At 60.6% G+C, this 26,413-nt stretch carries 24 protein-coding genes and 1 pseudogene; 15 read left to right on the top strand and 10 right to left on the bottom strand.

The genetic code is table 11. The features are described from left to right. Nucleotides 1-134 precede the first annotated feature (134 nt). The 4 genes and pseudogenes from M0D64_RS31400 to M0D64_RS31385 all read left to right on the top strand — a co-directional run bounded on the left by M0D64_RS31400 (nt 135) and on the right by M0D64_RS31385 (nt 2,212). The gene (locus M0D64_RS31400; protein WP_266260640.1) at nt 135-749 is read left to right on the top strand and encodes a hypothetical protein; all 615 of its coding nucleotides are present in this window, start codon (nt 135-137) and stop codon (nt 747-749) included. Between the two features lie 446 nt (nt 750-1,195). Continuing rightward, a complete protein-coding gene (locus tag M0D64_RS31395; RefSeq protein WP_179839262.1) occupies nt 1,196-1,372 on the top strand; it encodes a hypothetical protein in 177 nt (58 codons plus the stop codon). 356 nt (nt 1,373-1,728) lie between these two features. Next, nucleotides 1,729-1,928, top strand: a pseudogene (locus M0D64_RS31390) (DsbA family protein); the annotation flags it as partial. 32 nt (nt 1,929-1,960) lie between these two features. Beyond that, entirely contained in the window at nt 1,961-2,212 is a 252-nt protein-coding gene (locus M0D64_RS31385) for a hypothetical protein (RefSeq protein WP_097391515.1), read from the top strand. 412 nt (nt 2,213-2,624) lie between these two features. Here M0D64_RS31385 and M0D64_RS31380 read toward each other — a convergent pair whose 3' ends face one another. The 7 genes from M0D64_RS31380 to M0D64_RS31350 all read right to left on the bottom strand — a co-directional run bounded on the left by M0D64_RS31380 (nt 2,625) and on the right by M0D64_RS31350 (nt 11,036). Next, the gene (locus M0D64_RS31380; protein WP_266260638.1) at nt 2,625-4,067 is read right to left on the bottom strand and encodes an aldehyde dehydrogenase family protein; all 1,443 of its coding nucleotides are present in this window, start codon (nt 4,065-4,067) and stop codon (nt 2,625-2,627) included. A gap of 33 nt (nt 4,068-4,100) precedes the next feature. Further along, complete coding sequence (locus tag M0D64_RS31375; RefSeq protein ID WP_266260637.1) at nt 4,101-5,285, bottom strand: fumarylacetoacetate hydrolase family protein; 1,185 nt, start codon at nt 5,283-5,285, stop codon at nt 4,101-4,103. A 68-nt stretch (nt 5,286-5,353) separates the two neighbouring features. Further along, entirely contained in the window at nt 5,354-6,586 is a 1,233-nt protein-coding gene (locus tag M0D64_RS31370) for a porin (protein WP_266260635.1), read from the bottom strand. 331 nt (nt 6,587-6,917) lie between these two features. Next, entirely contained in the window at nt 6,918-7,934 is a 1,017-nt protein-coding gene (locus M0D64_RS31365) for a Gfo/Idh/MocA family protein (RefSeq protein ID WP_266260634.1), read from the bottom strand. A gap of 21 nt (nt 7,935-7,955) precedes the next feature. Beyond that, nucleotides 7,956-8,879 carry a shikimate dehydrogenase gene (locus tag M0D64_RS31360; protein ID WP_266260633.1) on the bottom strand — a complete coding sequence of 308 codons (924 nt, stop codon included), beginning with the start codon at nt 8,877-8,879 and terminating at the stop codon, nt 7,956-7,958. A gap of 150 nt (nt 8,880-9,029) precedes the next feature. After that, nucleotides 9,030-9,482, bottom strand: a complete 453-nt coding sequence (locus M0D64_RS31355; RefSeq protein ID WP_266260632.1) for a cupin domain-containing protein — start codon at nt 9,480-9,482, stop codon at nt 9,030-9,032. A gap of 120 nt (nt 9,483-9,602) precedes the next feature. Then, nucleotides 9,603-11,036 carry an MFS transporter gene (locus M0D64_RS31350; protein ID WP_266260631.1) on the bottom strand — a complete coding sequence of 478 codons (1,434 nt, stop codon included), beginning with the start codon at nt 11,034-11,036 and terminating at the stop codon, nt 9,603-9,605. Between the two features lie 86 nt (nt 11,037-11,122). Here M0D64_RS31350 and M0D64_RS31345 point away from each other — a divergent pair, with 86 nt between their 5' ends. The 6 genes from M0D64_RS31345 to M0D64_RS31320 all read left to right on the top strand — a co-directional run bounded on the left by M0D64_RS31345 (nt 11,123) and on the right by M0D64_RS31320 (nt 17,218). Beyond that, on the top strand, nt 11,123-11,929 hold the full coding sequence (locus M0D64_RS31345; protein WP_171927816.1) for an IclR family transcriptional regulator: 807 nt from the start codon (nt 11,123-11,125) through the stop codon (nt 11,927-11,929). Nucleotide 11,930: 1 nt separating this feature from the next. Continuing rightward, the gene (locus tag M0D64_RS31340; RefSeq protein WP_154562590.1) at nt 11,931-12,734 is read left to right on the top strand and encodes a 2-keto-4-pentenoate hydratase; all 804 of its coding nucleotides are present in this window, start codon (nt 11,931-11,933) and stop codon (nt 12,732-12,734) included. 12 nt (nt 12,735-12,746) lie between these two features. Next, complete coding sequence (locus M0D64_RS31335) at nt 12,747-13,640, top strand: fumarylacetoacetate hydrolase family protein (protein WP_266260630.1); 894 nt, start codon at nt 12,747-12,749, stop codon at nt 13,638-13,640. Between the two features lie 29 nt (nt 13,641-13,669). After that, complete coding sequence (locus tag M0D64_RS31330; protein ID WP_154562594.1) at nt 13,670-14,365, top strand: hypothetical protein; 696 nt, start codon at nt 13,670-13,672, stop codon at nt 14,363-14,365. A 101-nt stretch (nt 14,366-14,466) separates the two neighbouring features. Next, a complete protein-coding gene (locus M0D64_RS31325) occupies nt 14,467-16,038 on the top strand; it encodes a UxaA family hydrolase (protein ID WP_266260629.1) in 1,572 nt (523 codons plus the stop codon). Nucleotides 16,039-16,744: 706 nt separating this feature from the next. After that, nucleotides 16,745-17,218 carry a hypothetical protein gene (locus M0D64_RS31320; RefSeq protein ID WP_266260628.1) on the top strand — a complete coding sequence of 158 codons (474 nt, stop codon included), beginning with the start codon at nt 16,745-16,747 and terminating at the stop codon, nt 17,216-17,218. Nucleotides 17,219-17,343: 125 nt separating this feature from the next. Here M0D64_RS31320 and M0D64_RS31315 read toward each other — a convergent pair whose 3' ends face one another. Then, nucleotides 17,344-18,768 (bottom strand): MFS transporter, encoded by a 1,425-nt coding sequence (locus M0D64_RS31315; RefSeq protein WP_266260627.1) that lies wholly within the window; start codon nt 18,766-18,768, stop codon nt 17,344-17,346. Between the two features lie 395 nt (nt 18,769-19,163). Between M0D64_RS31315 and M0D64_RS31310 the strand changes: the two genes are divergently transcribed. Continuing rightward, a complete protein-coding gene (locus M0D64_RS31310) occupies nt 19,164-20,258 on the top strand; it encodes a porin (RefSeq protein WP_266260626.1) in 1,095 nt (364 codons plus the stop codon). Nucleotides 20,259-20,310: 52 nt separating this feature from the next. On the opposite strand, the gene M0D64_RS31305 is transcribed toward M0D64_RS31310, so the two are convergent. Both M0D64_RS31305 and M0D64_RS31300 read right to left on the bottom strand, forming a co-directional pair. Further along, nucleotides 20,311-21,384 (bottom strand): LysR family transcriptional regulator, encoded by a 1,074-nt coding sequence (locus tag M0D64_RS31305; protein ID WP_266260625.1) that lies wholly within the window; start codon nt 21,382-21,384, stop codon nt 20,311-20,313. Between the two features lie 5 nt (nt 21,385-21,389). After that, complete coding sequence (locus M0D64_RS31300; RefSeq protein WP_266260624.1) at nt 21,390-22,373, bottom strand: AraC family transcriptional regulator; 984 nt, start codon at nt 22,371-22,373, stop codon at nt 21,390-21,392. A gap of 215 nt (nt 22,374-22,588) precedes the next feature. On the opposite strand from M0D64_RS31300, the gene M0D64_RS31295 reads away from it, so the two are divergent. From M0D64_RS31295 to M0D64_RS31280, 4 genes are all read left to right on the top strand, one after another. After that, entirely contained in the window at nt 22,589-23,695 is a 1,107-nt protein-coding gene (locus M0D64_RS31295; protein WP_266260623.1) for an NAD/NADP-dependent octopine/nopaline dehydrogenase family protein, read from the top strand. Beyond that, a complete protein-coding gene (locus M0D64_RS31290) occupies nt 23,692-24,747 on the top strand; it encodes a 3-hydroxybutyryl-CoA dehydrogenase (protein WP_266260622.1) in 1,056 nt (351 codons plus the stop codon). The genes M0D64_RS31295 and M0D64_RS31290 overlap by 4 nt, the downstream gene beginning before the upstream one ends. A 14-nt stretch (nt 24,748-24,761) precedes the next feature. Beyond that, a complete protein-coding gene (locus M0D64_RS31285) occupies nt 24,762-25,727 on the top strand; it encodes a LysR family transcriptional regulator (protein WP_093645125.1) in 966 nt (321 codons plus the stop codon). A 183-nt stretch (nt 25,728-25,910) separates the two neighbouring features. Further along, nucleotides 25,911-26,402, top strand: coding sequence for a hydroxyquinol 1,2-dioxygenase (locus M0D64_RS31280; protein ID WP_154566122.1), 492 nt, complete (start codon nt 25,911-25,913; stop codon nt 26,400-26,402). Nucleotides 26,403-26,413: the final 11 nt, after the last annotated feature.

Genomic DNA, 26,413 nt, shown 5'->3' with positions numbered 1-26,413 from the left:
TTAACCCCGTCGCCCGGCAGGGCGGCGGCAGGAGGTCCGCTAGATGATTTTCAATCTGTTCAACTCGCCTCAGGAATCGGCGTGGGGCTACGAAACTGAACATTCGAACGGGTACTCCGCACATGCGCATATTCATGAAGGCCATAATTGCTTCAGCGTCGCTGGCATGCCTCGGAAATTACAGCGCGATTGTTCATGCGCAAGCAGTGTGCGAGCACTTTGAAAAGTCATTGTCCCAGTTGAAACGGCAGCATCCACATGTCGATATTTCGATTTTGGGCTCGCGGGTACTGTGTTTTCATGACTGCACCGCAAAGCAGATTCGGGCTGACCAGTTTTGGGAGAACGCTGCGCCGGGCTCCGCCGACGCCATCCGAACCAAACTGGTTGAATATGCGGATTGGACGGGGTACGTGACCGACATAGCAATCCGCGGAAGAGCGAATCCCATTGTAAGAATGGCCCGTTACGTGGGCACCGCCACTTGCGTGCGCGATACCTATTTGGACCGCGCTGCGGATGGCTATAGGCTAGTAAGCAATCCAACCCTCGACAGCTTCTCTCAGGAAGCAGGGTACTGCGCGGGCGCATTCGTTTACTTCGGGACTTGGCGGGGCACCACTTATGCAGTCCTCTGGGACCAAGATGAACGCTACAGGCAAATAGTTGCCTATCGCATGACTCCAACGCTAGATGCGGAGAAGGTTTGTGCCGTTCGAAGAACGGGGCAATCGGTGACTGACGAATAGCCGCGAGGAAGACTTCGGTGGCACGTTTCCGCAGGGCCGCACAGCATTTGGGGCGTCCCTCAGTTTATTCGACGACAACAATCTCTCGTTTCATTCAAGAGGCGCGCGACCGTCCGTTATCGAGGAAGCTGACAGGCCGTAGTGGGTCGACCTGAGACGGTCGCCATTCGTCCCGGGTCGGCCACAAGGGACCAACCGGCGCCCCGACCTGAGCGGCAGCTGTCCAGACCTTACTGGTCATTCCGCATTGCTGAGAACGCGTCGTCTACCCAGTGATGTAGTTCATGCCGCGTTCACGACGAATGCCAACTGTCACAACCAGGCGAACACGCAAACGCCAATTGGCAAACAGATCAAATGTCTGTGCCCGACCGGTTACGTTCGGACACACTTCGTTGCGAATCAGAATGCGCCCGCCATCTACAATCTGCGCACGGAGAAAAACCATGATCAGACTTTTGTGTGTCGTTGCGCTTGCGGCTAGCCTGTCAGGCTGCATTGTCGCTCCGCCGTACGGCTATGCGCCTGCGCCGGCCTATGGATATGCGCCAGCGTACTACGCAGCGCCTTCCGTCGATGTCGGCATCGGTTTCGGCGGTTACGGGCACGGCTGGCGAAGATAGCTTTGTTGCGGCACCGGCTCCGTTGACGAACGCGTCGCTCTAGTCGAATACAGGCACGGCATTCTTTAAGACGGTTCCAATCCACTGCCCTGACCGGGGCACCTATTGTTGAGAACCGAAAGATCGGCGCCGCAATGAACAGTTTCGATCGGCAGTCCAGATCTTCCCGACGCACAACGTTTTCCGCTCGGCGGCAAGGATTCACGCAACAAGGGTGATAGCGGGCCAGGTCATATTCTAAGGCCTCGTCCTTATACCCGTGTTGTGGTGGATGTGTTTCAAACCGGGTCCGCGTGGTGAATGGAAGAGTGAGATGATCATCGCGACGGACGCAAGTGGTCTTCCATCACTTGCGGGGACTCGACGCCGCGGAGGGACGTGCCGTACTGCAAAGCGGAGACTATGCCGATGAGGGTCGTGCGGAAGAACGGCGATACCAGGCGATGGGCATCCAGTCAGAGCCGGCGATCATTTAAATCGTCACTATCTGGTGAGCGGCGGACAACCCGTCGGAGCCTTCGAGCAAGTTATCCAACAGATTCTGGCCGAAGCGTAGAGTGGCATCTCTTGCATGGGAGAATCAGAGTGATGAAGAAGACGGGAATTTCGATCTTCCTGTTCGTACTGGCCGTGCTCAGCCCGCTGGCGCATGCGAGCCTGGCTACAGGTGCCCATGAGTTCAAGAACGATGTCAAGACGGCCGGAAAGACGAGCGGGCATGCTGTGCGCGATGCCACGCACGCGGTCGGCCGCGGTGCGAAGACGACCGGCCATGCCGTTGCCGGTGCAACAAAGCACGGCTATCACGCGACGAAAAAGTTCGTGACGGGGCACGCATAAAGGTCGCTTCGCGGCCACGACCGCCCGACCGTATCCAACTGTCGTGGAACCAGGGGGCCTGCAGCTACGTCACGTGAGGTTCGACTCCCGGCAGTTTGCGTGTGGCGTCATCGGGCAGAAGCCGGCCATTAACAGCCTTTCGCAGTCGCGCAAAGATTGTCATTCGAGCGGCTGCTACAAACCGATCAGCGGACCTTCGAACGTGGCCATCCTCTCGGTGATCTGCGGCCGTCGAACGTTTCCTCGATACAGCTGACTGTATAAGCATTCAACCGCCATGTGATCGGCTGCCGTGTAACCGGCTGCCGGGTAGCCGGTTACCGTTCACGCCGCCCGTGCGGGGGTGTCGAACTCGCGGAAACTCGCGCATGTCATAGGGATCGGCGATTTATCGCGGATTTTTATCGCTTGGTCAAACGTTCCCGGGAGCGATGTAAGCGGTTTTCACTATCGTATAGAACTCGCGCGCATAGGTGCCTTGTTCACGGGGACCCAGGCTCGAACCTTTGCGCCCGCCGAACGGAACGTGGTAATCGACGCCCGCTGTCGGCGTATTGATCATTACCATACCGGCCTGTACGTGACGCTTGAAATGGCTCGCATGGGCCAGCGACATGGTGCAGATGCCAGCGGAAAGGCCGAATGGCGAGTCGTTGGCTACGGCAAGCGCTTCCTCGTAATCCGCGACCTTGATGACGGAAGCGACAGGGCCGAACACTTCCTCCCTGTTGATCGTCATCGCCGAGGTCGTGTTGGTTACGAGAGCAGGTGCCAGGAAAAATCCTTCGGTCGCCGAGGGAACACGGTCACCGCCAAACACCGAACCACCTTCGGCACGTGCGAGTTCGATATAACGCTCGTCCTGTTCTAGCTGTTTGGCGTCGACAACGGGACCGATCTGCGTCGATGCATCCAGCGCGTTACCAATCTTGAGACTGCGCATGCGCGCCTGCATGGCCTCGACAAAACGGTCGTGGATGCCGCTCGTCACGATCAGGCGGCTAGATGCGGTACAACGCTGGCCGGTGGAGTAGAAAGCGCCGTTGATGCAGGCCTCGACCGCGACGTCCAGATCGGCATCGTCGAGCACGACCATCGGGTTCTTGCCACCCATCTCGAGCTGGAATTTCTTACCGGTGGCGACGCATTTCGCGGCGATCGCCTGGCCGGTCCCAACCGAGCCCGTGAAGCTGATGGCATCCACGTCAGCTGATTTGACGAGTGTTTCGCCGACGATCGAACCCGTGCCCATGACGAGATTGATTACGCCCGCCGGTGCACCGCCTTCGGCGATGATCTTGACGAGTTCCCATACGCTCCCCGGCACGAGTTCCGCCGGCTTGATGACCACGCAGTTTCCATACGCGAGCGCAGGCGCGATCTTCCAGGCGGGAATAGCGATCGGGAAGTTCCACGGCGTGATCAGACCGATGACGCCTAGCGGTTCGCGTGTGACTTCGACCGTCAGTCCCGGGCGGACGGACGGCAAAATCTCGCCGCCGACCCGCAATGCCTCGCCCGCGAAGAATTTGAAAATCTGTCCGGCGCGTCCCACTTCGCCGACTGCTTCGGCGAGCGTTTTCCCTTCCTCGCGTGCCAGCAGCTTACCGAGTTCGTTTTTGCGCGCAAGGATGGTGCTGCCGACCTGGTCGAGCAAGTCAAAGCGCTGTTGTGGGGTACTGAGCGACCACGTGCGAAAGGCTGAGCGTGCAGACGCGATTGCTTTCTGTGTCTGATCTGCGCTGGCCCGTGCGAAATGGCCGATCACGTCGCTCGTGTCCGAAGGGTTCACATTAGGAGCGAAGTCGTTGCCATCGACCCATTCGCCGCCAATGAAGTTCTTGAATTGCGTCATCGTAAATCCGTCAGTGAGTATATATCTGCTTGATCAACCGAGGTTCAGCAGCGAGCGCTCGGCGAGATTGGCGTACAGCGCACGCACGCCGAATGTCCACGGAGCGATTTGGGTCGACAGCCACACGGTGTTGACGAGCGCGCCAAGCGGAGGGGCGCTGATCGTCACGCGGTCGCCGAGGTGATGCGTAAAGCCGCCACCCGGCGCATCGCGATCCTTGATCGGAGAGAACATCGTGCCGAGGAACAACATGAAGCCGTCGGGATACTGATGGTGCTTGCCCCAGGTCTGACTCACCAGGTCAAGAGGGTCACGGCTGATCTCCCGCATATGGCTGATGCCTTCAAGCACGAAGCCGTCGTCGGTACCTTCCACGCGCAACGAAACACTCGTTTCTCGAATCGTGTCCAGTGTGAACCGTCCGTCGAACAGGCGAATGAACGGGCCGATCGCGCATGAGCCGTTGTTATCCTTACATTTGCCCAGCAGCAGGGCGGAGCGGCCTTCGATGTCGCGCAGATTGACGTCGTTACCCAGTGTGGCGCCCACCGCCTCGCCCCTGCTGTTGACTGCGAGGACGATCTCCGGCTCTGGGTTGTTCCACTTCGAAGCAGGCAACAAGCCGATATCGGCACCGAGTCCGACTGAAGACATAGGCTGCGACTTCGAAAATACCTCTGCATCGGGACCGATTCCGACTTCCATGTACTGCGACCATGCACCGAGTCGCTGCAGCTCTTCCTTAAGCTTGGCGGCAGCTTCTGAGCCGGGCTTGATTTTCGACAGATCGGTGCCGATCAGACGCGTGATCGCAGCGCGCACTTCCTCAGCCTTCGCAGCTTCACCGCCTGCCTGCTCTTCAATGACGCGCTCAAGAAGGCTAACGGCGAACGTTACGCCACAGGCTTTGATGGCTTGCAGATCGCAGGGAGCCAGCAGGTAGGGTTGATCGTCTTTCCGTTGTGCGGCGACGGTGGCTTCGATCAGATTGCCGACATGACCCAGAGATTCGCCGGAAGCCTGCCGGACGAGTTCTACGAGATCCTGGCGATCGAAAAGATCGGACACTGTTGGTGCGATGCGGGAGATATCGAATACTTCCCCGCCGCGAACCGCAACGACGCACGGTCCCGCGCCGTTTTTCGTTTGACGCCACACGCGGCCAACGAGCAGGGCACCGTCGAGATCGTGAGGCAGATAGCTGGAATATGAGGTCATGAACGGATCCAATGTGCATTGAAAGTGGTGGCAACCGTAGCCGCAATAAGGATAAAACTCTGGTGACGCTAGAAGCGGTGGACGATACCCACGCCTGCTGCGAACATGCTGCGCGACGACGACGGAGTCGACTGGAAGCCGTCGCCGATCGATGCCGTTGCGGCGATCGAGTGGTTGGTCGGGCCACCCGGGAACGTCGGCGTGGCGAGCGTACGGCCGTTCGCACGCTGGAACGCTTGAAGTGCGTAGAACCCGGTACGTTTGGACAACGCGTAGTACTGGGACAGGTTGAACTGGTGGTACGACGCTGCGTCGTCGATTCCGTTCGCCTTGCTCGCCCACGTGTAGCTGTAGCCTGCAGCGAAGTCCCATGCCGTCGTGGGCTTCCAGTGCAGCACGGTGCCGGCGGTGTTGAAAACCTGCTCGTCAGTGAACTTCGACAGCACGCCCGGGATGTACTGAACGTTCGTGTACGTCGCCGAGATATCCCACGCGCTGTTGAACACGTAGCCGACGCCGACCGCGAAGCGATTCTGCGCCTGCGCGCCCTGATAGCCGTTCGTCACCGCCGACACACCCGACTGGCCAGCCGTATTCATCGTCGAATCCGTACCGTAGACGCCGCCGCCGACGGTCGAGTTGTTGATGCGCGAGAACGCAACCGTACCGCCGATCGGGCCTTGCTGATACTGGATCGCCGCCGACCACGTCGAACCGCGATACACGCTGTCCGGCACGCCTGCGAGCGAGTACGAGCCGCTGACCGTCACGCCGTAGAGCTTCGGAGAGGTATATACGATCGAGTTGTTCGCGCGGTAGATCGTGTCCAATGCGTCCAGATCGCCCGGGTGCGCGCCGAAGTAGCCGGTCAGCCAGTTCGTCGGGCTGTACGGCGCCATCAGTGTGTAGTAAGACGTGTACTGACGACCCAATGTCAGCGTACCGAAGGTCTGATTCGTCAGACCGACCCAGGCTTGACGGCCGAACATCGCGCTCGCGTATTGCTGCGCGCCGCTGTTGATGTTGAAGCCCGACTCCAACTGGAAGATGGCCTTGGTGCCGCCGCCCACATCTTCTGCGCCCTTCAGGCCGAAGCGGCTTCCCGCCCAGATGCCCGATGCCATCTTGACGTTCGAGCGACCACCGCTCGTCGAACCGAGCGACGTCTGGCTGCTCTGATAAACGATCGAATCATCGACGATACCGTAGAGCGTCACGCTGCTTTGAGCGAACGCCGGCGCAACTGCCGCGAGTGCCGTTGCTGCGGCAACGGCGGCCTTGTTCAAGTAGAAACCCTTCATTAAATTCTCCTCTATGTCCACGTGAATTGCTTTTGCCCTATCGGATCGGTACGAGCGCCTTGAGTACGCTCATATCGACCCTTGGTGTCGTCGGATTACTTGCAACTACATTCTTCGGCTCGCGTGTCATATCAATTACGGACAACTAACGTAGGTGTGCGGCGCACCGCTTCCAGATGAAACTAGAACAACTGGACCTGCGGGAAATTCCTCGTTAATGCGCTAGATCCATCAGGTTGCGAGCAGCTACCCATGCTGCGACGATTGACACCGATCCTTAGGCGCATGCAGGTCGGCTGTCTCGCATTTTTCCTACGCTACGGATTTCTGACTAGGAAACGGGATCCAGTTCAATAGACACTCCGCCCTGTTTGGCCGAGGCGTAGGCCGCGTCCATGACTTGCATCATCAGCTCCGCATCCCGCAACGATGCGATCGGCTTTGCGCCAGTCCGACTTTCGGCGAGCACACGCTTGACAAACAAGGGGTAATAGACGTCGGTCTCAAGCTGGAGGCGGCGGCTTCGCGTGCCGGCAGAAAGATTATTTCTGTCGCGGATCTCGATCCGGTCCGGACCAGACTTCGCGTACATGCGGTTCGAAGCAAGAGTGAAAGAAAATTCGCGCTGCTCGTCGGCGGTACTGGGAAAGCTGTATCCCGTCTCCACCAGGCCGATCACGCCGTCTTCGGTTTGCATTGTCAGCAGCGAATAGTCCTCAACGGCCGTTTGATGCGTTCTTGAGTTCATCGTGGCAGAGACTCGGACGATCTCCTTGCCAGTGAGCAATCTGAACAGGTCGATGAAGTGAGTCGCCACATTGATTGTCGATCCGCCTCCGGAATACACAGGATCGAGCGCCCAGCCGGCACCGGCCGCTTCGTATCGACTGGGCGGTCCCACAATGAAACGGAACGACATGTAGTTGAAGTCCGACGGTATGCGCCCCTCCGCATCTTCGAGCGAGCTGAGCAACTCGCTCATCCGGAAGATCAATGGCACTGCGCAATAAAGATTGGCTTCCTCGGTCAGTTTGCGAAGTCGGGTGATCTGCGACATGTTGACGCCGCACGGTTTCTCCAGCGCAAAGGGAATGTTACGCGCGATCACGGCCTCAGCGAGCGCCGGCATCTCAGAATGCCGCCCGAACACGAATGCGAAATCGACTTCCTCACGCTCGAGCAGTTCATAGGCCGACGAGTACAGCTTGCTTCCGAATCGTGCGGCAATTGCCTCGCCCTTGACATCCTCCGCATCTGACACGGCAACCACTTCAATCCCGGGAGCGTCCAGCGCATCGAGATAGAGTGGCACATGCCAATGACTGACTTCCAGTAAAGCAACTCTCATGCGTATTCTCCTTTGAAATTTTTACTCATCGCGGGCCGTGTCCGGTGCTGATCGTCCATCGGGGCGGTAATCGAATCCCAGAAACTTAAGTGCATAGACAGCCTGCCCCTGATGCATCGGGCCCCCGTCCTGGGTACGGCATCCACGCGCCTGCGCGGCGCGGCGAAGCGGCGTTGGCTCGGACGCATTGATGATGTCGACGACGATGGCGCCAGGCGCGAGCCGCTCAGGATTAACTGGCATGGCATCGTTCGCTTTCATGCCAAGCGGCGTGGCATTGATAACGATGTCGAAGCCTTGCGGATCGGGTGGCCCCGAACGTACGTCGCAGCCGGTTTCAGCAGCAACAGATGCCGCAAGGTCGCCAGCCCGATGCCTGTCGACATCGGATACGGTTAGCTTGCTAGCGCCTGCGGACGCAACCGCAAATGCGATGGCGCTCCCCGCACCTCCGGCGCCTAAGAGAAGCACGGACTTATTCGCCGGGTGGTTGCCTTCCCACTGCATCCCAAGAACGCAACCGACGCCATCAAATATCGCGCCGACCCAACGTCCATCTGCTTCACAACGGATGACGTTGAGCGCGCCGACCTGACGGGCAGTTGGATCTAGTTCATCGACAAATTCCAGCATCCGTTGCTTATGAGGCATGGTAACGAGCAGGCCGGAGAGATTGCCCATCGCTCGTGCACCGCTGACGAACTCGAACAGGTTTTCCGCCTTCACCCAGAACGGAACGCAAGCCGCGTCCACGCGCTGTTCAGCAAAAAGCTGGTTCAACAATTGTGGCGACTTGGCTGCCGTCAGTGGATCGCCCACTAATCCATAAAGTCGCGATTTACCTGTGATATGTGGATCCATGGCTGTTTGGTGTTCGATGTTGGCTGAAGGCGCAGTCTTGCGTGACTGCTCGGAAATGTGGCGTACCAAGCGCGTGTCGGACACATACAATCTCCGACCGAGCCGCTTTGATGACGAAGACCGCATCTCTTTGACGCAACGCGCTCAATTCGACTTTGGGCCGTCTGCGGCTGTCGGATGCGCCGAGAACTGGCGATCTCATGACACTCGAGAAGGCCCCAAGGGTATAAACAGTCACTTCCAAGGCGCCGGCGGTACGTCCAGATCCCAAGTCCCGTAGACAGCGGGCTCGTTAATCTCGATGACCTCGAGGTCGTCGGAGCGCCCTATCACGTTGTGCGGCACGCCGGCAGGCTGCGACAGGCCGTCACCAGCGTTAAGCGTCACGTCGCCCTCCACTCCGGCGAAACGGAACGTCACGGATCCGCGCAGCACATACAGGTAGTGCGCAGTCATGTCGTGCCAGTGCCAGCCAGTGGGATCGGTGAACGGCTTCAGCGCACGAATGTGTTTCGCTCCGATGCGACCGTTGGTCACCGCGGCGAGTCCGAGGTCGCGATACTCAGAGTCGGCGCGCAGGCCCTCTTGGTTCCAGGGCGACTCGGCCGCGCTGATGCGCGCAAACGCGCTTAGAGATTGCGCGAGCTCGCGCGGGCCGTCGTAACGGGGTGTGTCTTCGTTGTGCATGTGCGTTCCCTTTGTGCGGTGTCAATCGATTTGCAAGCGCCGCAGTCGCATCGTTTATGTTCGGCTCATGCCAAGTTGCACCAACACAGTGGTCGCAACGAGTAGGGCCGGCCAGAACGGCTACGAGCGAATCTGATTTGCAAGATCCTGGGCATCGGCAGTTTTGATTCCTCCGGCCATCGCTTCGCCGCGCAAGCGCTCGTACTCGACTTTGGGTACCGGGACCGCATCGCGGTCGCCGAGATTGTTGAGGCGGATCCGATACGTCTCCCGCGTAGTAAAAGCAGCGAACGCGGCGACAAGACAAATGCCGAACGTCAGCAAACCGATCTTCAGCGGAATATTGGTGGAGCCGGGGGGCGCGACAGCTACGAAGAGTGTTGGCGTCAGTGCAGCAAGCGTCGTCCCAACGTTTTGTCCGATGGCCATTCCCGTCACGCGCACCCGCGTGCGGAATAATTCTGGGAAAAGGCTCGGGAAGACACCGTTAAAGCCTTGGTAGGCAACGCCCCACATCAGCATCGAAAGAATCAGCGAGAGCCAGAGGTTATGGATGCTGATGGCGTAGAGGTATGCGAACGAGAGCAGCCCGGCGCTGAGGACGCCTGCGAGAACGGGCGGCCTGCGGCCAATTCTGTCAGAGAGATTGCCGACGAAGGGAATCAGTATGACCGAGCAGATGTTGCCAAGAACCGGAATCAAAAGAAAGACGCCGGCAGAAAAGCCGATACCGTAGGCCGGCTGGACCGCATACGCGGCGCCGAAAACTGTAGCGAGAAGCGCGATGACGGCGGTGAGCGCCATGCAGATTACGCGCAAGACATCGTCCCAACTCTGCCGGAGGACTTCGACGACCGGTGAGGCAGGAACTTCGCCATGGGCCTGCTCCTCGGAGAAAGCCGGAGTTTCCTCGACCTGGCGGCGAATGACGTAGCCGACGATGATAACGACAAAACTGAGGAGGAACGGAATTCGCCATCCCCAGGAAGCGAACTGGTCCTTCGGCATGTAATGCGCGAGGGGCAGGAAGACCGCTGCCGCTAGGAGCTGCCCAGCTTGCACCCCTTGGAGCGTGAAGCTCGCAAAGTAGCCACGCCGGCCGAACGGTGCATGCTCAAGAATCATGGAACTGGCGCCGGAGACCTCTCCCGCGACGGCGAACCCCTGAATGAGCCGGAGGGTGACAAGCATCACCGGAGCCCAGATGCCGGCCTGCTGATACGTGGGCAAGAGTCCCACGCCCATCGTCGAAATGCCCATTAAAAACATGCAGAAAATCAGCACCGTCTTCCGGCCGTGTCGGTCGCCGACGTGGCCAAGCACCATCGCGCCTATTGGTCGGGCGACATAGCCGACGCCGAAAGTCGCCAGTGATGCGATGATGGCAACCGTCGGGTTGCCAGAGGGAAAGAAGAGCTGCGGAAAGAGTAATGACGCTGCGGTCGCGTAAATAAAGAAGTCGTAGTACTCGAGCGCTGAGCCGATCCAGCCGCTGGCCGCGGCTATCTTCGACTGGCGCTGACGATGGGCCTCAGCTTGGGTGCTTCCGTTCATGACTTGTCTCCGTCGTGGATTGGCTTTTCGGCGCCGTTCCGTTATTGTTGTAACACCGTTCCAGTAAGAACAATGTTACCCATATTATGAGAGTTGTCAAGGGAGCAGTTGACCGTTCGCTTCAGGCGATCGAGTTGCTCGCACGTGAAGCGCGCTGGATGCGTATGTCCGATATCGCCGCTGAACTCGAGCTGGAGAAAGGCCCCGCCCATCGCGTGCTTGCGCAGCTGTGCGAGCAGGGCTGGGCTGAACAAGATGAACAGACCTCCCAGTACCGCTTGACCTTGAAGCTTTCTTTGCTTGGTCAGCGGTTCCTGCACGGGCTCGGGTTGCCGGGCCTGGTGCAGCCGATTCTCGACGAACTCGCAGCGCAATGTCACGAGCTAGTTCGGCTGACGGTCGTCAATGAAGGGACACTCGCGTGGTTCGCTGCGTCTCAAGGCGCGGCGCCCGGTCTCATGTATTCGCCGTCCATGCATAGTCCCATCGCATTGCATGCCACATCGGTCGGAAAAGTGTGGTTGGCGACAATGTCAAACGACGAAGCAATCGGGCTCGCACTGCGCGGGGGGCTCGGCCAGCCCAACGGCGCAGGGACATCGAAGGCGATTAATAGTGTCGACCGATTGATACCGGAGCTCGAACTGACGAGGCAACGTGGCTATGGTCTGGTCGTCGAGGAAGCCGAGCCAGGTGTCGTCGCGATGGCCGTGACCGTGCGCTCGCTGATTGACGGGGCGGTAGTCGGGACGATGAGCATTGCTGGGCCGGTCTTACGCATACCGCCGGAGCGTTACGACGCCTTTTACGCGCTACTGCGCGAAGCATCCGCGAAGTTGGGAGCTGTCTGGCCGCGACAGAGCGTCGATCGGCACGTCAACGAGGCGGCCTGAGATGCCGGACGCAGTTCATGCTTCTCAGCGAGTCGCCCTTTGGCATGAGAAGGCAGCAAGCATTCTCGTCGCAGCGCGCCGTCAAGGCACGCAAGTGGAGCGCCTCCCCGTTGAACTGCGGCCTTCAACGGTTGACGAGGGCTTCGCGATCCAGCGAAAGGTGAGTGATGCCCTTGAGAGTAGAACCGGCGCATGGAAATGCGCGCTTCCGCAGCCGGGCAAGGTCATCGCTGCGCCGATCTACGACGCGGATATTCATCGAGGCGATGTATGTCGCATGAGTGGGTCTCCGCGTGTCTCTGTAAGGGCGGAGCCGGAACTGGCCTGCCTGCTGAACCGCGACCTGCCGCCGCGGCGCGAAACCTACAGCGAAGCTGAAGCGCTCGACGCTCTCGGGCACACGCACCTCGCGCTCGAATTGCTAGGCAGTCGTTATTCGCATCCCGAAACGCTGTCGTTCCCTGAACTACTGGCAGACGGCCTGTTCAATGCCGGCCTTGTCATCGGCCCCCGCGTTAAATCTCGGGAGGGCGCGACGCTGGCCGATCTCCCCGTCGAATTCGACGTCAGTCTGGCCAGCGTCGGCGAAGAACCAGTCATGTGTGCGGGACGCCACCCTGACCGGGGTGCGCTCCAGCCGATTGTGTGGCTCGTCAATTTCCTTCGCGTCCGCGGCCTCGGGCTGCATGCCGGCCAAGCTGTGATCACCGGGTCCTACGCGGGCGTTCTGGAGTTGCCAGTTGGTCGCGAGTTGCATATCGGCTTCGGCGATCTCGGCACATTGCCGATTACTTTTCTGTCTTGATAGGAGTACTAGATGCGTCTCGTCCGTTTTGGCCAGCCTGGTCAGGAGCACCCCGGTATCATCGATTCGAGCGGCGCGATCCGCGATCTGACCGGCATCGTGAGCGACATTGATGGAACGACCATAACGCCAGCCGCCCTTGCAAAGCTGAGCGAACTTGATCTGGATCGCCTACCCGTCGTTGAGGCGGGGACGCGTCTTGGCGCCTGCGTCGGCAATGTCCGTAACCTCGTGTGCATTGGCCTGAACTACTCCGATCATGCTGCTGAAACCGACACGCCGATCCCACGCGAACCTGTGGTGTTCAACAAACACACGGGCTCCATCAGCGGCCCGAACGATCCGGTCGTCTTGCCTGCAGACGCGCGCAAGCTCGATTGGGAGGTGGAACTCGGCGTGGTGATCGGCAAACCCGCGTGGCAGATCGACGAAGCCAACGCGCTGGACCATGTGGCGGGTTACTGTCTTGCGAATGATGTTTCGGAACGTGCGTATCAGCTCGAACGCGAAGGCCAGTGGACCAAGGGCAAAAGCGGATTCTCATTCGCTCCGCTTGGTCCGTGGCTGCTGACACGCGACGAAGTTCCCGATCCGCAGGTGCTCGACCTGTGGCTGGACGTGAACGGTACGCGCCGTCAGACGGGCAACACACGCACGATGATTTTCAACGTCGCGCACATCGTGGCGTATCTCAGCCGCTTCATGCCTTTAATGGCGGGCGACGTGATTATTACTGGCACGCCTCCTGGCGTAGGCCTCGGTCAGAAGCCGCCTGTCTTCCTGAAAGCAGGCGACACCATGACGCTCGGTGGCAGCGGGCTCGGCGAGCAGGTACAAAAGGTTGTGCAGTACGTGGATACGCTTGGCGCAGCGTGGGGCCGCGGCGAGTATCCGTCGGCACTTTAAGACGATTCGATTTGTCAAAGGGAGGAGATATGAGCCTTGCTGGAACGGGCGTCGTCGCAATCTGGCATGACCTGCTGCCGGAAGCGAAGGACGAATTTTACGAGTGGCACAATCGCGAGCACATGCCCGAACGCGCCGGGATTCCAGGGTTCAGGCGCGGTCGGCGCTTTATAGCATTGGATGCAGGTCCCGAGTACTTCAATCTTTACGAGGCTGACACGGTCGAGGTGCTTGGCGCGCAAGACTACCTTTCTCGGCTGAATACGCCGACGCCGTGGACCAAGCAGGTGGTCGCCTCTTTCCGGAGCGTCGCACGCTCAATCTGTCACGTGGCCTATTCGGACGGTGTTGGGCAGGGTGCCAATCTCATGACTGTGCGCTTCGACGTTGCATCGGATGCACGGGCGGAGGTCGTGAAGGGTGTGCGTCAGCGCGTCCTACCGCCCCTCGTCGACCTACCGGGTATCACGGGCGTGCACCTTTGCCTTGCCGACGAGGAGATCAGCAAGGTGGAAACGGCGGAGAAGAAGGCGCGTTCAGAAGGCACCCAGGTACCGACATGGATCGTGTTAGTCGAAGGGTGCCGGGCAGACTATGTCCGTTCAGCGGTGGACCGTTTCGTTTCGGGACTCGCGGCATTGCCCCAGGCCGGCGCGACAGCACCGGACACGACCCTCTATCAACTTGAGTACACGCGCTGCAAAACGCCCTGGAGCGCTGGCTGAGCGGTTAAGCGTCATCTGAGGACCGCTGCATGGCCCTTCGCGCGAATCCCACGCGGCTAAGCGCGACCGGCCTTTACCCTGAGAAACGTAGGAGTAGTGCCATGTCGTTGAATATCGCCGACACTTCAGAGCCATCCACCGCGTCGATGTCTGCTCGTGTCATACGGCTCAATCCTGCCGACGATGTTGTTATCGCGCTCGAACAGCTTGTGTCGGGCATGGTGCTCGGCAAGGAAGCAGTGACCGTGTCGGGACTGATTCCACCCGGGCACAAAGTGGCGACACATGACATCGGTCAGGGTGAGGCGGTGCACCGCTACGGCCAGGTAATCGGCTTTGCAAGCCAGCCAATTCGCGCGGGGCAGCATGTTCATACCCATAATCTTGCGATGGGCGATTTTGCGCGCGACTACGCGTTCGGTCAGGCCGCGCGTCCGACTGTTCCGTCGAATGAGCCGGCAACATTTCAGGGCATTGTCCGCGCAGACGGGCAAGTCGCCACACGGAACTATATCGGGATCCTCACCTCGGTGAACTGCTCGGCCACGGTTGCACGAGCCATTGCTGATCATTTCCGCCGCGACTTCCATCCCGAAGAACTGGCCGCGTTCCCGAATGTCGATGGCGTCGTGGCACTCACACACGGGTCCGGTTGCGCTATCGACTCTGAAGGCGATGGTCTAGCGATCTTGCAGCGCACGATTGGCGGCTATGCATGTCATCCGAACTTCGCAAGCGTGCTGCTCATCGGTCTCGGGTGTGAAACGAACCAGATCCCGCGACTTCTTGAGACACAGGGACTCCGGGAACACGACCGCTTGCGAACGTTCACGATCCAGGATAGCGGTGGTACGACACTGACGATCGCGAAGGGTATTGAACTGGTTCGGCGCATGTTGCCCGAAGCGAACAACGTGAGGCGGAAGCCGGTCGGTGCAAGTCATCTCACGGTCGGTCTTCAATGCGGAGGGTCGGACGGGTATTCCGGCATCACCGCCAATCCCGTGCTTGGTGCAGCCGTTGATCTACTCGTGCAACACGGAGGCACCGCGATTCTCTCGGAGACGCCCGAAATCTATGGCGCGGAGCACTTACTTACGCGCCGCGCCGAAACGCCCGAGGTGGGTCGGAAGCTGATTGATCGCATCAAGTGGTGGGAAGCGTATGCGCATCGGCAAGGGGCGCAAATGAACAACAATCCGTCTGCGGGCAACAAGGCAGGTGGCTTGACGACCGTCCTTGAAAAATCGCTGGGAGGCATTGCGAAAGCCGGCTCTACCAATCTGACCGAGGTGTACGAATATGCTCAGCCGGTCACGGCGCGCGGTCTGGTGTTTATGGACACGCCCGGCTACGACCCGGTGTCGGCTACGGGCCAGGTGGCCGGCGGTGCGAACCTGATCTGCTTCACGACGGGACGTGGTTCAGCTTACGGCTGCGCGCCGGCGCCATCCGTCAAACTTGCGACGAACACAGCACTATGGCAACGACAGTCTGATGATATAGACCTGAACTGCGGAGAACTGTTGGAAGGACGAGCGACGATCGAGCAACTAGGCCGCGTTCTTTTCGAATTGCTGCTAGATGTCGCCTCGGGAACCCGTTCTCGCAGTGAGCAGCACGGTTACGGACAAAACGAATTCGTACCTTGGCAAATTAGCGCGATCATGTGAGCGCACCTCAATACCGTTCCAGCCTCCAATACTGCTGCGCAGACAGTGACTTCCCCGCGCTGGCTTTCCCTAGGCGGAGGGTGTAAGCGAGCCTGAAAGGCTGCTTTGCATCGCACTTCTGCCTCTGGGCACTCGGCGGTATGACGGTCTGCTTCGGGTCGACTTCAGTCCTCCGCGTTCTCGGAGAGCAGTCATTCGACCGGTTGCAATCAGATGGAAGTCGAACGTCCGTTAAGGCCGATCGGACTGTCATCGACCGCCAAGTTCAGACACTGACGAAGCCCAGATACACCTGCGCGCAGACTGTCGACGCAGAGACGACCAGCCGCCCGCGTCCTCTGCGGCCTCCGAATTCACAACAACACGCCAACCACCGCCGACGAAACCTAATCCAATCGGCCAAACGCAAACACTTAGCCTGCCTGGTTGATCGCTACGCCGCTGCCTTGATTTATAATCATCAAGCCGTCGGGAAACACCCGGCGGCCAGGTGTGGAAGCCTGAAGTCAGAAACCGCACACCCGCTCGCGCGGGTCGTGCGTCTACCCCTGCACGTCTGTTGTTTTCTATGGGCGGGCTGTGGTGGGGGAGCCGCGAGGCTCGCCGGCATGTTTCTGACCCGGTCTTCCAAACCCGCCACGTGCCCGCTCACCCACTTCCTCAAGCGAGTGTCGGGCGATCCAGGAAGTACCAGGGAGGTCGCACCATGAGCAACAAACCTACAAAACAAACCCAACCCGCTTCACGCCCGCCAGTCGACGCGCTCCAGTACGAAAAGCTCGCGCTTTCCACCTTCGCCCTCTGCAACCGGCAGTTGAGCCAACTCAACACATTGATCACACTTGCGTCCTCAATGTGTAGGAATCCTGCCATCACGAGCGACGAAAGACGACGCCAGCAGACCATGCTTGAATTGCTTGTCGACACAGCAGAGCAATATCATCGGGAGCTCGAGTGCGACCGTGAGCTATACCAGGTGATCGCGCTCGACGCGAAGGGCATCCCTCAAAGCCGCATCACCGCGAGCCGTGCAGCGCGCCTTCTCGCAGAGGCATCACAAATAGCGACGACGGAAACACCGGCAGCCACGAAGCCCAGCCCGGCCAAACAAACGCCAGCCAAATCCGCGACAAACGAAGAAGAAGACGCGGACCAACAGCCGGCTCCCGTGCAACATTAAGCACCGAGAAGGCGGACGGCTTCAGTTCGCCGACTGCCGTCCAATGCTGAACCGCCCGAAAGCGGGCGGCTCTTCCATCAGCGGATAGTGCAAAGATACGGGTTAAGACCGAAGCAGGAATAGGCTTACTGTCCCACGAGTGGCGCAACGCCGCCGGCATGCGCGGCGTCTGCGGCGTCGTGATGTGCCGTGACCGCCGTCGAACCCGTTTGCCCTTGCTCACGCGCAAGGCTGAGTCGGAACTGCTTGCACCCCAACCACAACAACCCTGCAGCCAGCAGCGTGGCAACAAGATTAACGATCGACATCGAGTCGCCAACCACTTTCGGCGAACCGAACACCTTGTCGGTCAGCAACGCAACGAGCGTCGTGCCGATCCCAAGTGCGATGAGATTGGAAACCAGCAGAAACACCGCCGAAATCTGCGCACGCATCTGGTTCGGCGCGAGCGTCTGCATCGCGGCGGTCGAAGTGGGCATCGGGAACGACGCGAAGAACATCGCAACGACCAGCAGCGCAAGCGACACGTTCAGACTATCGACCTGTGTGAAAGCAACAGCCGGCACCAGCATCCCAACCGCGCCGATGAAACCCGCGAGCATCGGGCCGTCCGTGCGGCCTTTCTTCATGAGCCAGTCGTTGAGCCACCCGCCGCAGAACACGCCGATGGTGTTCGCGACCAGCAGGATCGTGCCGAGCGTGTAACCGGCTTCAGCCGGCGTGAGTCCGAAGTGGCGGATATAGAACGCGGGCGTCCAGCTCATCAGGCAGAACAGCGTCATCGCATAGAACGAGAAGCCAAGGTAGTGGCAGGTGAACGTCTTGCCATGCGTACCGATGAAGCGCAGCGAGTCGCCCATCGACACGCGCTTTGCGTGGCCGGCGCCGTCCCGCACGAGTCCTCGACGCGCCGGATCGCGCACGGTGAGGATAAAAAGCAGCGCGACGAGAAAACCCGGCAATCCGACGATAAAGAACGTGAGTTGCCATGAACGCACGTCGCCGAGAAGCGGCACGCTGATCGTCGTCATCTGCTTGAGCAGATGGATCACGTATCCGCCGATCAGGAATGCCATCCCGCCGCCGATGAATGAACCCAGCGAGTACACGCCCACCGCGCGTCCCAGTTTCTCCTTCGGGAAGTAGTCGCTCAACATTGAATACGTTCCGGGCGACAGCGCGGCTTCGCCCACGCCGACACTCATGCGGGAAAGGAACATGTGGATGAAGCTCTGGCTGACGCCGCAGGCCGCGGTGGCGAGGCTCCATAACGCAATACCTGTCGCGATGATGCGAGGGCGGGCGAAGCGGTCGGCGAGATACGCGAGCGGCATGCCCATCACCGCATAGAAGAGCGAAAACGCGAAGCCTTGCAGCAGGCTGAACTGCGTGTCGGTCAGATGCAGATCCTTCTTGATCGGCTCGATCATCAGCGCGAGAACCTGCCGGTCGACAAAGGAAAATACATACGCAAGCATGCAGATCAGGACGACGTACCACTCGTACGTATAGCGCCTGCGTGCAGGGTTATTGCTCGTTGATACGGCCATGCCGGTTCTCCTGTGCCTGATATTCGACGAAGTTGCGATGAGGTTGCAATGAGGTTGCGAAGCAGCGTATGTAAACAAATTTCTGAAACATATACGCAAGGCCTGCGCACACACGGCGAGATTCCCCTGGGTCACTAAAGTTTTCCCCAGGGGGCGGCCGGAAAGGCTTGTCCCATAAGGCGCGAGAGGCCGTTGTGCGGTGCGCGGCGCACCTCATTCGCGCTGTCTATAAGTGTTATATGTGCGCATTCATCGACGCTCGAAATTGGTGTTCCTAGACTCGCCTCGTTTTCCGCTCCATCAAACGAAAGGCTTTGGGGAAGGCGGAGAACACGAGCGTCGCGACGGCAAATCCGCGCGGCAGTTAGAACCAGACTTTCGCCGGGACTAAAGGAATGACCAAACGGATGTGGTGCGTGTCGCTGCTGAGCCTCGCAGCGGCACCCGCGCTTGCGCAATCGAGCGTGACTTTGTACGGACGGATCGACACGTCGATCGAATACGCGAATTTCGGCCCCGACCACGTGGTGCGGATGGGAAGCGGCGATATCTCCGCGACGCAATTCGGCTTGAAGGGCAGTGAAGATCTCGGCGGCGGTTATCGCGCGATCTTCAAGCTCGAAAACGGCTTCAACTCGGCCAACGGCACGCTCGGCAACAACGGCGCGCTGTTCGGACGCGAAGCGTGGGTCGGGCTGGCGGGTCCGTTTGGCGCGATGCAGGCCGGCGTCAATTACACGGTGCTGCATACGTCATTCGTGACCTACAGCTTGCCGGGAGACGGCGCCGGTCTTGCATGGGGCAATGCGGCGAATAACTTCGTCGGGCCGGCCTTTTTGCGCGTGAACAACTCGATACGCTATTCCTCGCCCCGTATGGGTGGCGTGCTGGTGCGGGCTATCGCCGCGCGCGGAGCGAATGGCGCATCGAACGTTCCTTCGACGCTGGGCGATACCTATGGCGCGTCGGTTAACTATGTGAACGGCAGTCTGTCGGTCGACGCCGACTACATGCAGCAGACCTTCAGTCCGGCGAGCGCGGCGGCACTGAACGTGAACAGTCGGACGGCTGCCGGCAATTACGCCCTTGGGGCAATCTCGTACGATTTCGGCTTCGTCAAACCGGCTTTCATCTATCTACGTCATCGCGGCGGGCCGGACGTCGCGACGAGCGTGAACGCCGCCAGTTCGAATCCGCACAACGATCTGTTCGAGCTCGACGCCACCGTGCCGGTTGGCCGTTCGCTGGTATTGCTGAGCTACGGCCATTACCGCAAAGTGGCCGACAGCGAAGGCAATGCAGATTCGTTCGGCGTGCGCTGCGACTATCCGCTTTCGAAGCGCACCGTGCTCTATACGGGCGCGGCGATGATCCGCAACGGTGCGCACGCGAACTTCACGGTCAACGGCGCGGCGGGTGGCGGGGTATCGGTGGCGAAGGCTGGCGCGACCGCAAGCTCGGTGGTGGCCGGCATCATGACGGCCTTCTAGGCGGCCGATCAAGCGGACGCGCTGATGAACCGGCGCGTCCCTTTTGACGCGTTCAGGCGCTACGTACGCCTTCCGGATTGAGATCGAGCGGCGCGCTGAGCCAACTGTCGAAAGGCTCGCGGGCGCCGATCCGGAACAGCTCCATGAGCACACCGCGCAGCCACCGGTGGCCGGGATCGGCATCGAAACGGCGATGCCAGTAGGCGTTCACGGGCCACGTGAGCGCATCTTCGAGTTCGAACACGGCCGATTCACCGAGCGTGGAGAACGCGCGCGCAACGGTGCGCGGCAGAATCAGCGCGTAATCGCAGCGGCTCAGGATGGCCGGCACCACCATGAAGTTCGGCACCGCAATCCGCACGCGCGAGGTGAGCCCATAGCGTTCGAGCAGTTCGACCGATTGCGGGTGTGAAGTGACCGCGATGAAGTGCAGTCCCGCGGGCACGTTTGCATTCAGCGTATAGCCTTCCCGCAGTTCGAACTGCTCCGCCACGCGCCGCGCCATCAGCAGCACATAACGCTCCTGCAGCAGTTCGCTATGGTGAAAGTGGCTCGACGCATGCGGGAAATGCCCGAGCGCAAAGTCGATGCGGCCCGATTCGAGCGCGACGTTGAACTGGCTGTCGTCGATCTGATGGGTTTCGATCACCACGCCGGGCGCTCGCGTATCGAGTTCGCGCATCAGCGTCGGCAGAAACGCGGCTTCGGCAAAGTCGCTCATATGCAGGCGGAACACGCGGCGCGACGTGGCCGCGCGGAACTGCGCGCCTTCATCGAGCATGTCCTGGAGAATGTCCAGCACGCGATCGATGGAAATCGCGAGGCGCTGCGCACGCGGCGTCGCTTCGACACCGCCGGGCGTACGCACGAACAGCGCGTCGCGAAACACGAGCCGCAGGCGGGCAAGCGCGTGACTCACGGAAGGTTGTGTGATCCCCAGCCGCAACGCCGCACGGCCGACATTTTTCTCGATGTACACCGCGTGAAATGCCTTCAGCAGGTTCAGATCGAGGTCCCGCACGCGCGGGGCCCCGGTGGTCTCTGTGAAGGCCAACGGGTCATGTTCGTGCGGATCGGAAGCGGTGGAATCGGCGGGATCGGCAGAATTGGCGGGATCGGTCTGCATGAGAGTCAGTTGCGCACCATGCGCTTCGCGGTGGCCGATGGCAGGCAGCCGAAGCGCCGCGCGTATGCCTTGGCGAAATGCCCAAAGCTGTGCACGCCGTGCTCGACGAAAATATCGGTCACTGAGCGTTCAGGCTGCGTCTGTAGTGCGCGGTGCACGGCCTCGAGCCGCCGTTCGCGGATATAGCCGCCGGGCGACCTATTGAGGAACTGGCTGAAACCGTTCTGCAGCGTGCGCGTCGACACACCGGCGGCGCGCGCCAAGGCGTCCATCCGCAGCGGCTCGTCGAGGTGGGCGTCGATATAGTCGCGCGCGCGGCGCACGTGGACCGGCAGTGGCGACGAGGAGGCACGGGCCAGCGTCGCGCTGTACGAATGCGGCAACTGGCTGAGCAGAACGGTCATCAGCCACTGCGTGAGATCGCGGCCGAAGATCCGTTCTTGCGCGGGCTCGTCGAACTGGTCGCACAGATTGCACAGGTAGCGCAGGGTCGACAAAAAAACCGTGGTGCCCGTGTGTGCATTGTCGAAAGCGAGATCGAACACGAGCGGTTGTTTGACGCTGTCGTTCAGCATTTCGGCAAGCTTGACCTCGAGCGCCTGCCGGTCGATCCGCAAGAGCAGGTTGCGGCATTCGCGGTCCGTGACGATGCGGCTCATGCGTGCAGGCGACGACACGCTCAGGCTCCCGGCCCGCAGCGAAACGCGTTCGCCGCCCGATTCCAGCGCGCATTGACCGCTGAGTGTGGTGCGAAACAGGTAGTGATTGCCGATGTCGCCGGCATCGATATGGGTTTCGCTGCCGTAGTGGAGTTCGAGGAGCATTGCCTGATGGAGCGCGACGCCGTATAGCTCGGCGTTGAGCGGGCCGCGGTGCGGGACTTCCATCCGGTGCGGACAGAGCACCTGTGACACTTCCCGCTCGATATCCTCGCGGGCGTGCGATGCGATCAGACGGTTACGGTTTCTGCGTGAAATCGCGATTTCCATTCATGGGCCTCGAAGCGGGGAGCGGGCAGCGCGCTCATCATGCGATGGCCATTTTTTTCGCGCAAGAACGGATCGACCCGGATAGCGCGATTGTTCATCAGGCGCGCGACGGCGCTTGCATTGAGTTGCCGGATTTGAATGCGGCTTGCGTGTTGTGAAGCGTCTTTGTGCCGGCGACCCCGTAGTCTGACGATCATCGAACAAGGAGAAGTGTGATGAATGTCAGCGTACTGGGCGGGGGCCATGGCTGCTATGCGGCCGTGATCGACATGCTGGAAAAAGGCCATAACGTGACGTGGTGGCGCCGCGATACGGTCGCCGCGGCGCGGCTGCGTGAACTCGGCGCGCTCAAGGTCAAGGACTTTCGCGGCGAGCGGCGGGTGCCGATCGGAGGGCAGCCGGGCGCGATCCGTCTCGTCGACGACCTCGCGGAAGCGGTGGAGGGCGCACGGCTCATCGTGATCCCGCTGCCTTCAACGACGCACGAAGCGCTGGCGGCTCAACTGGCACCATTTCTCGCGGACCATCAGGTGGTATTCCTGCCGCCCGGCACGTTCGGCAGCTATGTGTTCGCGAAGGCGATGCACGAGGCGGGCAATGCGCACGAGGTGGCCTTCGCGGAGACCGGCACGTTGCCGTACCTTGCACGCAAACATGGCGAAGACAATGTGGTGGTGAGCGCGTACGCCACGCGCCTGCCGAGCGGCGTCTTTCCCGCACGGTTTGCGACGTGGGCGGTTCCGGTGCTGCAGGCGGCCTATCCATCGATCGAACCGATCGAGGATGCATTGAGCGGCGCCCTGATGAACGCCGGACCGGTGATCCACCCGCCATTGATCATGATGAACGCCGGACCGCTCGAGCACTTCGATGCCTGGGACATCCACAACGAAGGCACGCAACCGTCGATCCGCCGCGTAACGAATGTGCTCGACGGCGAGCGTATGGCGGTACGCGAGGCGCTCGGCTACGGCGCGCCGCATTTTCCGCTCGCCGACCACTACGCGAGCGAGGGCGACGAGTGGATGTATGGCCGCGGCGCGCACGGCAAGTTGACCGATAGCGGCGACTGGCGCGAGGACATCGATCTGAAGACGCACCGCTATATGCTTGAAGATACGCGGCTCGGTTTGTCGTTTCTCGTTTCGGCGGGACGCTGGGCCGGGGTGCCGACGCCCGTCGCCGAGGGTCTGCTGAATCTGGCGAGCGCAGTGTCGGAGCGCGACCTGTACGGCGAAGGCCGCACGCTTGAGCGACTGGGCCTCGCGTCGCTTTCGCGCGCGGCGATGACGGCCTTTCTCGAACGGGGTTTCGACCAATGAGCGCGGCCATCGAGATCCAGCACGTTCATATCCTCGGTGCGGGGCGGATGGGGCAAGGCATCGCGCTTGCCTTCGCTTATGCGGGCTTGCGCGTGACGCTGATCGACTTCAAGGAGCGCGACCCGGCAGCCCGTAGCGCTTTTGCGGCTGCCGCGCGTGGCGAGATCGTGCGGCAGTTGCAGACGCAGGTGGTGTTCGGTCGCATCACCGAGGCACAGGCAGCGGAGACGATGGCGCGTATCGTCATCGTGGATCGTGAACGCGCGCTGGAAGGGCTTGCCGAAGGCGAGATCGTCTTCGAGGCCGTGCCCGAAGTGATGGAGGCCAAGCAGACCGCGTTCGCCTGGTTATGTGAACACGCCGGAGCAGAGGTGCTGTTTGCATCGACTACGTCGACGTTTCTTGTGACCGAGCTTCAGCAAGTGGTCGTGCATCCCCGGCGGCTTCTCAACGCGCACTGGCTCAACCCGGCTCATCTGATGCCGCTCGTCGAGATCAGCCGTAGCGATGCCACGGCGAAAGAGACCGTTGAGCGCGTGGTCGCCTTGCTGCGCCGGGTCGGCAAGGTGCCGGTGGTGTGCGCGCCGTCGGCGGGATACATCGTGCCGCGCATCCAGGCGCTGGCGATGAACGAGGCCGCGCGCATGGTCGAGGAGGGCGTTGCCAGCGCGGAAGACATCGATACGGCTATCCGTACCGGTTTCGGTCTACGGTTTTCCGTGCTCGGTCTGCTCGAATTTATCGACTGGGGCGGCTGCGACATTCTCTACTATGCGTCGCACTATCTGGCGAGGGCGATCGATCCACGCTTCCTGCCCGCCGCGATCGTCAGCGACAACATGCGGGAAGGCCGCGATGGCCTGCGCGATGCGCGTGGCTTCTACGATTACGCGGATGTCGATGTGCCGGCGTATCTGCACAAACGGTTCGGTGAATTCAGCCGTTTGCTCGACAGCATGGGGCTTGCGCCGGTGTTTAATGCCGTTTCCGCGTCCAGTGTGGCGAAGCAGACTACACTTGCCGTAAGCAAGGAGGACTACGGGCCACGGTGACCGGAGGAGACAAGATGGACCTGTTCATGTCGATGGAAGCGTTCGTGCGGGCGGCGGAAGCGCAAAGCTTCGCCGGTGCCGCGCGCCAACTGGGCGTCGCCAAATCGGTGGTGACCTCGCGCGTCAAGCAGCTCGAAGATCACTTCGGCGTGCCGCTATTTCATCGTTCGACGCGGGCGGTGCGCCTGTCTGAACTCGGCGAAACGTACTACCGCGAGTGCGCCGAACTGGTCAACAAGGTTCACGATCTGTCCGGACGCTCGCGCGGCGATCCCCAGGCGCTCGCCGGCACGCTCAATATCCACGTTCTGCCGGGCTTCGCGCTTGGCCATTTTTCGCAAACACTGATCGAATTCCGCGCCGCTTACCCACGCGTCGAGTTCGTCGTGACCGTCAACGACCGGGTGATCGATCCGGTGCAGGAAGGCTTCGACCTGGCTTTGCAGATCTATCCGCCGGCCTCCAACCTGCTGGTGGAGCGGCGTCTCTTTCCCGTGCGTGGCGTGCTGTGTGCGGCGCCGGGTTATCTGAAGGAAGAGCCGGTGATCGAAACGCCGCTCGACCTGCTGCGGCACGATTTCGCCCGCTATTCGTACTACCCATGGGGCGACAAGTGGCCGCTGATGCGAGGCAACGAGTGCTTCGAAATCGCGCTGAATCCGGTGCTCAAAACCAATAGCGTGCACCTGCTGCTCGAGTTCGCGCGAGCCGGTGCGGGCGTCGTCTATCTGCCGACGATGGTCGCTGCGGCCGATCTGCTCGAACGGCGCCTCGAACGGGTGCTGCCGGAGTACGCGGCGCCGCCGTTGTGGCTGTCGGCGGTCTATCCCGCCTCGCACCGCTCGACCACCAAGGTCAAGGCTTTCGTCGACTTCCTGCGCGCCCGCTATCTGCGCGAACCGCAGTGGGACAAGGCGCTCGGCATTTCACCGCCGGACGACGAGACCAAAAGCGTCGGCGAGGAGCTGGCCGAAGACTGAGAACCACCGGCGAACCAGCGGAGAACCGCCCGGGTTCTCCACCAGGTAGTTTCCCTGGCGCGATTTTGAAGCACCCATGGTTCGCGTTTCCCGACCCTCAGAACATTGCTGTTGCGCCTGCCGCCACTTAATCTTCGATCCATGCAACGCATTCGCGGATTCTTAGATCAACTGGAGGCAGACATGCAACAGACCTGGTTCGGTAGCCTGGACAATTTCCGCAAAGGCTCCATCGAAATCATCAATGGCAAACCGGAGCACTACGCGATGTCGAACGTGTTCGAGGTCGCGAGCCGCGCCGCGCCCTACGAGAAAGTCGTCGTCGGCAAGAATCTCAAGTACGTGATCGAGACACTACGCGCGGAAGGCGCGTCGCCGTGGTTTGCTGCGTCGCACGATGAATTCGCGGTCGTGCTCGACGGCGAGATCGATATCTATTTCATCAAGCCGTCGGACGGCCCGCTGGTCGACGCGCAGACCGAAGGCAGCGTGCGACTCGAGGGCCAACCGTCGGGCCAGTCGATGGGTTATGTGCGGCTGCGTCGGGGCCATCAGGCGCTGCTGCCTGCGGGCGCCGCGTATCGCTTCGAAGCGAGGACGAAGGGCGTGCTGCTCGTGCAGACGATCCTCGGGCGCTATTCGGTCGAGAAGTGGGCCGACATCTGCATCCACTGATTCCCTCTACA

The sequence above is a fragment of the Paraburkholderia sp. WS6 genome (assembly GCF_030464835.1).
Classification (GTDB): Bacteria; Pseudomonadota; Gammaproteobacteria; order Burkholderiales; family Burkholderiaceae; genus Paraburkholderia; species Paraburkholderia madseniana.
This window is presented reverse-complemented; position numbering and strand designations above follow the sequence as displayed.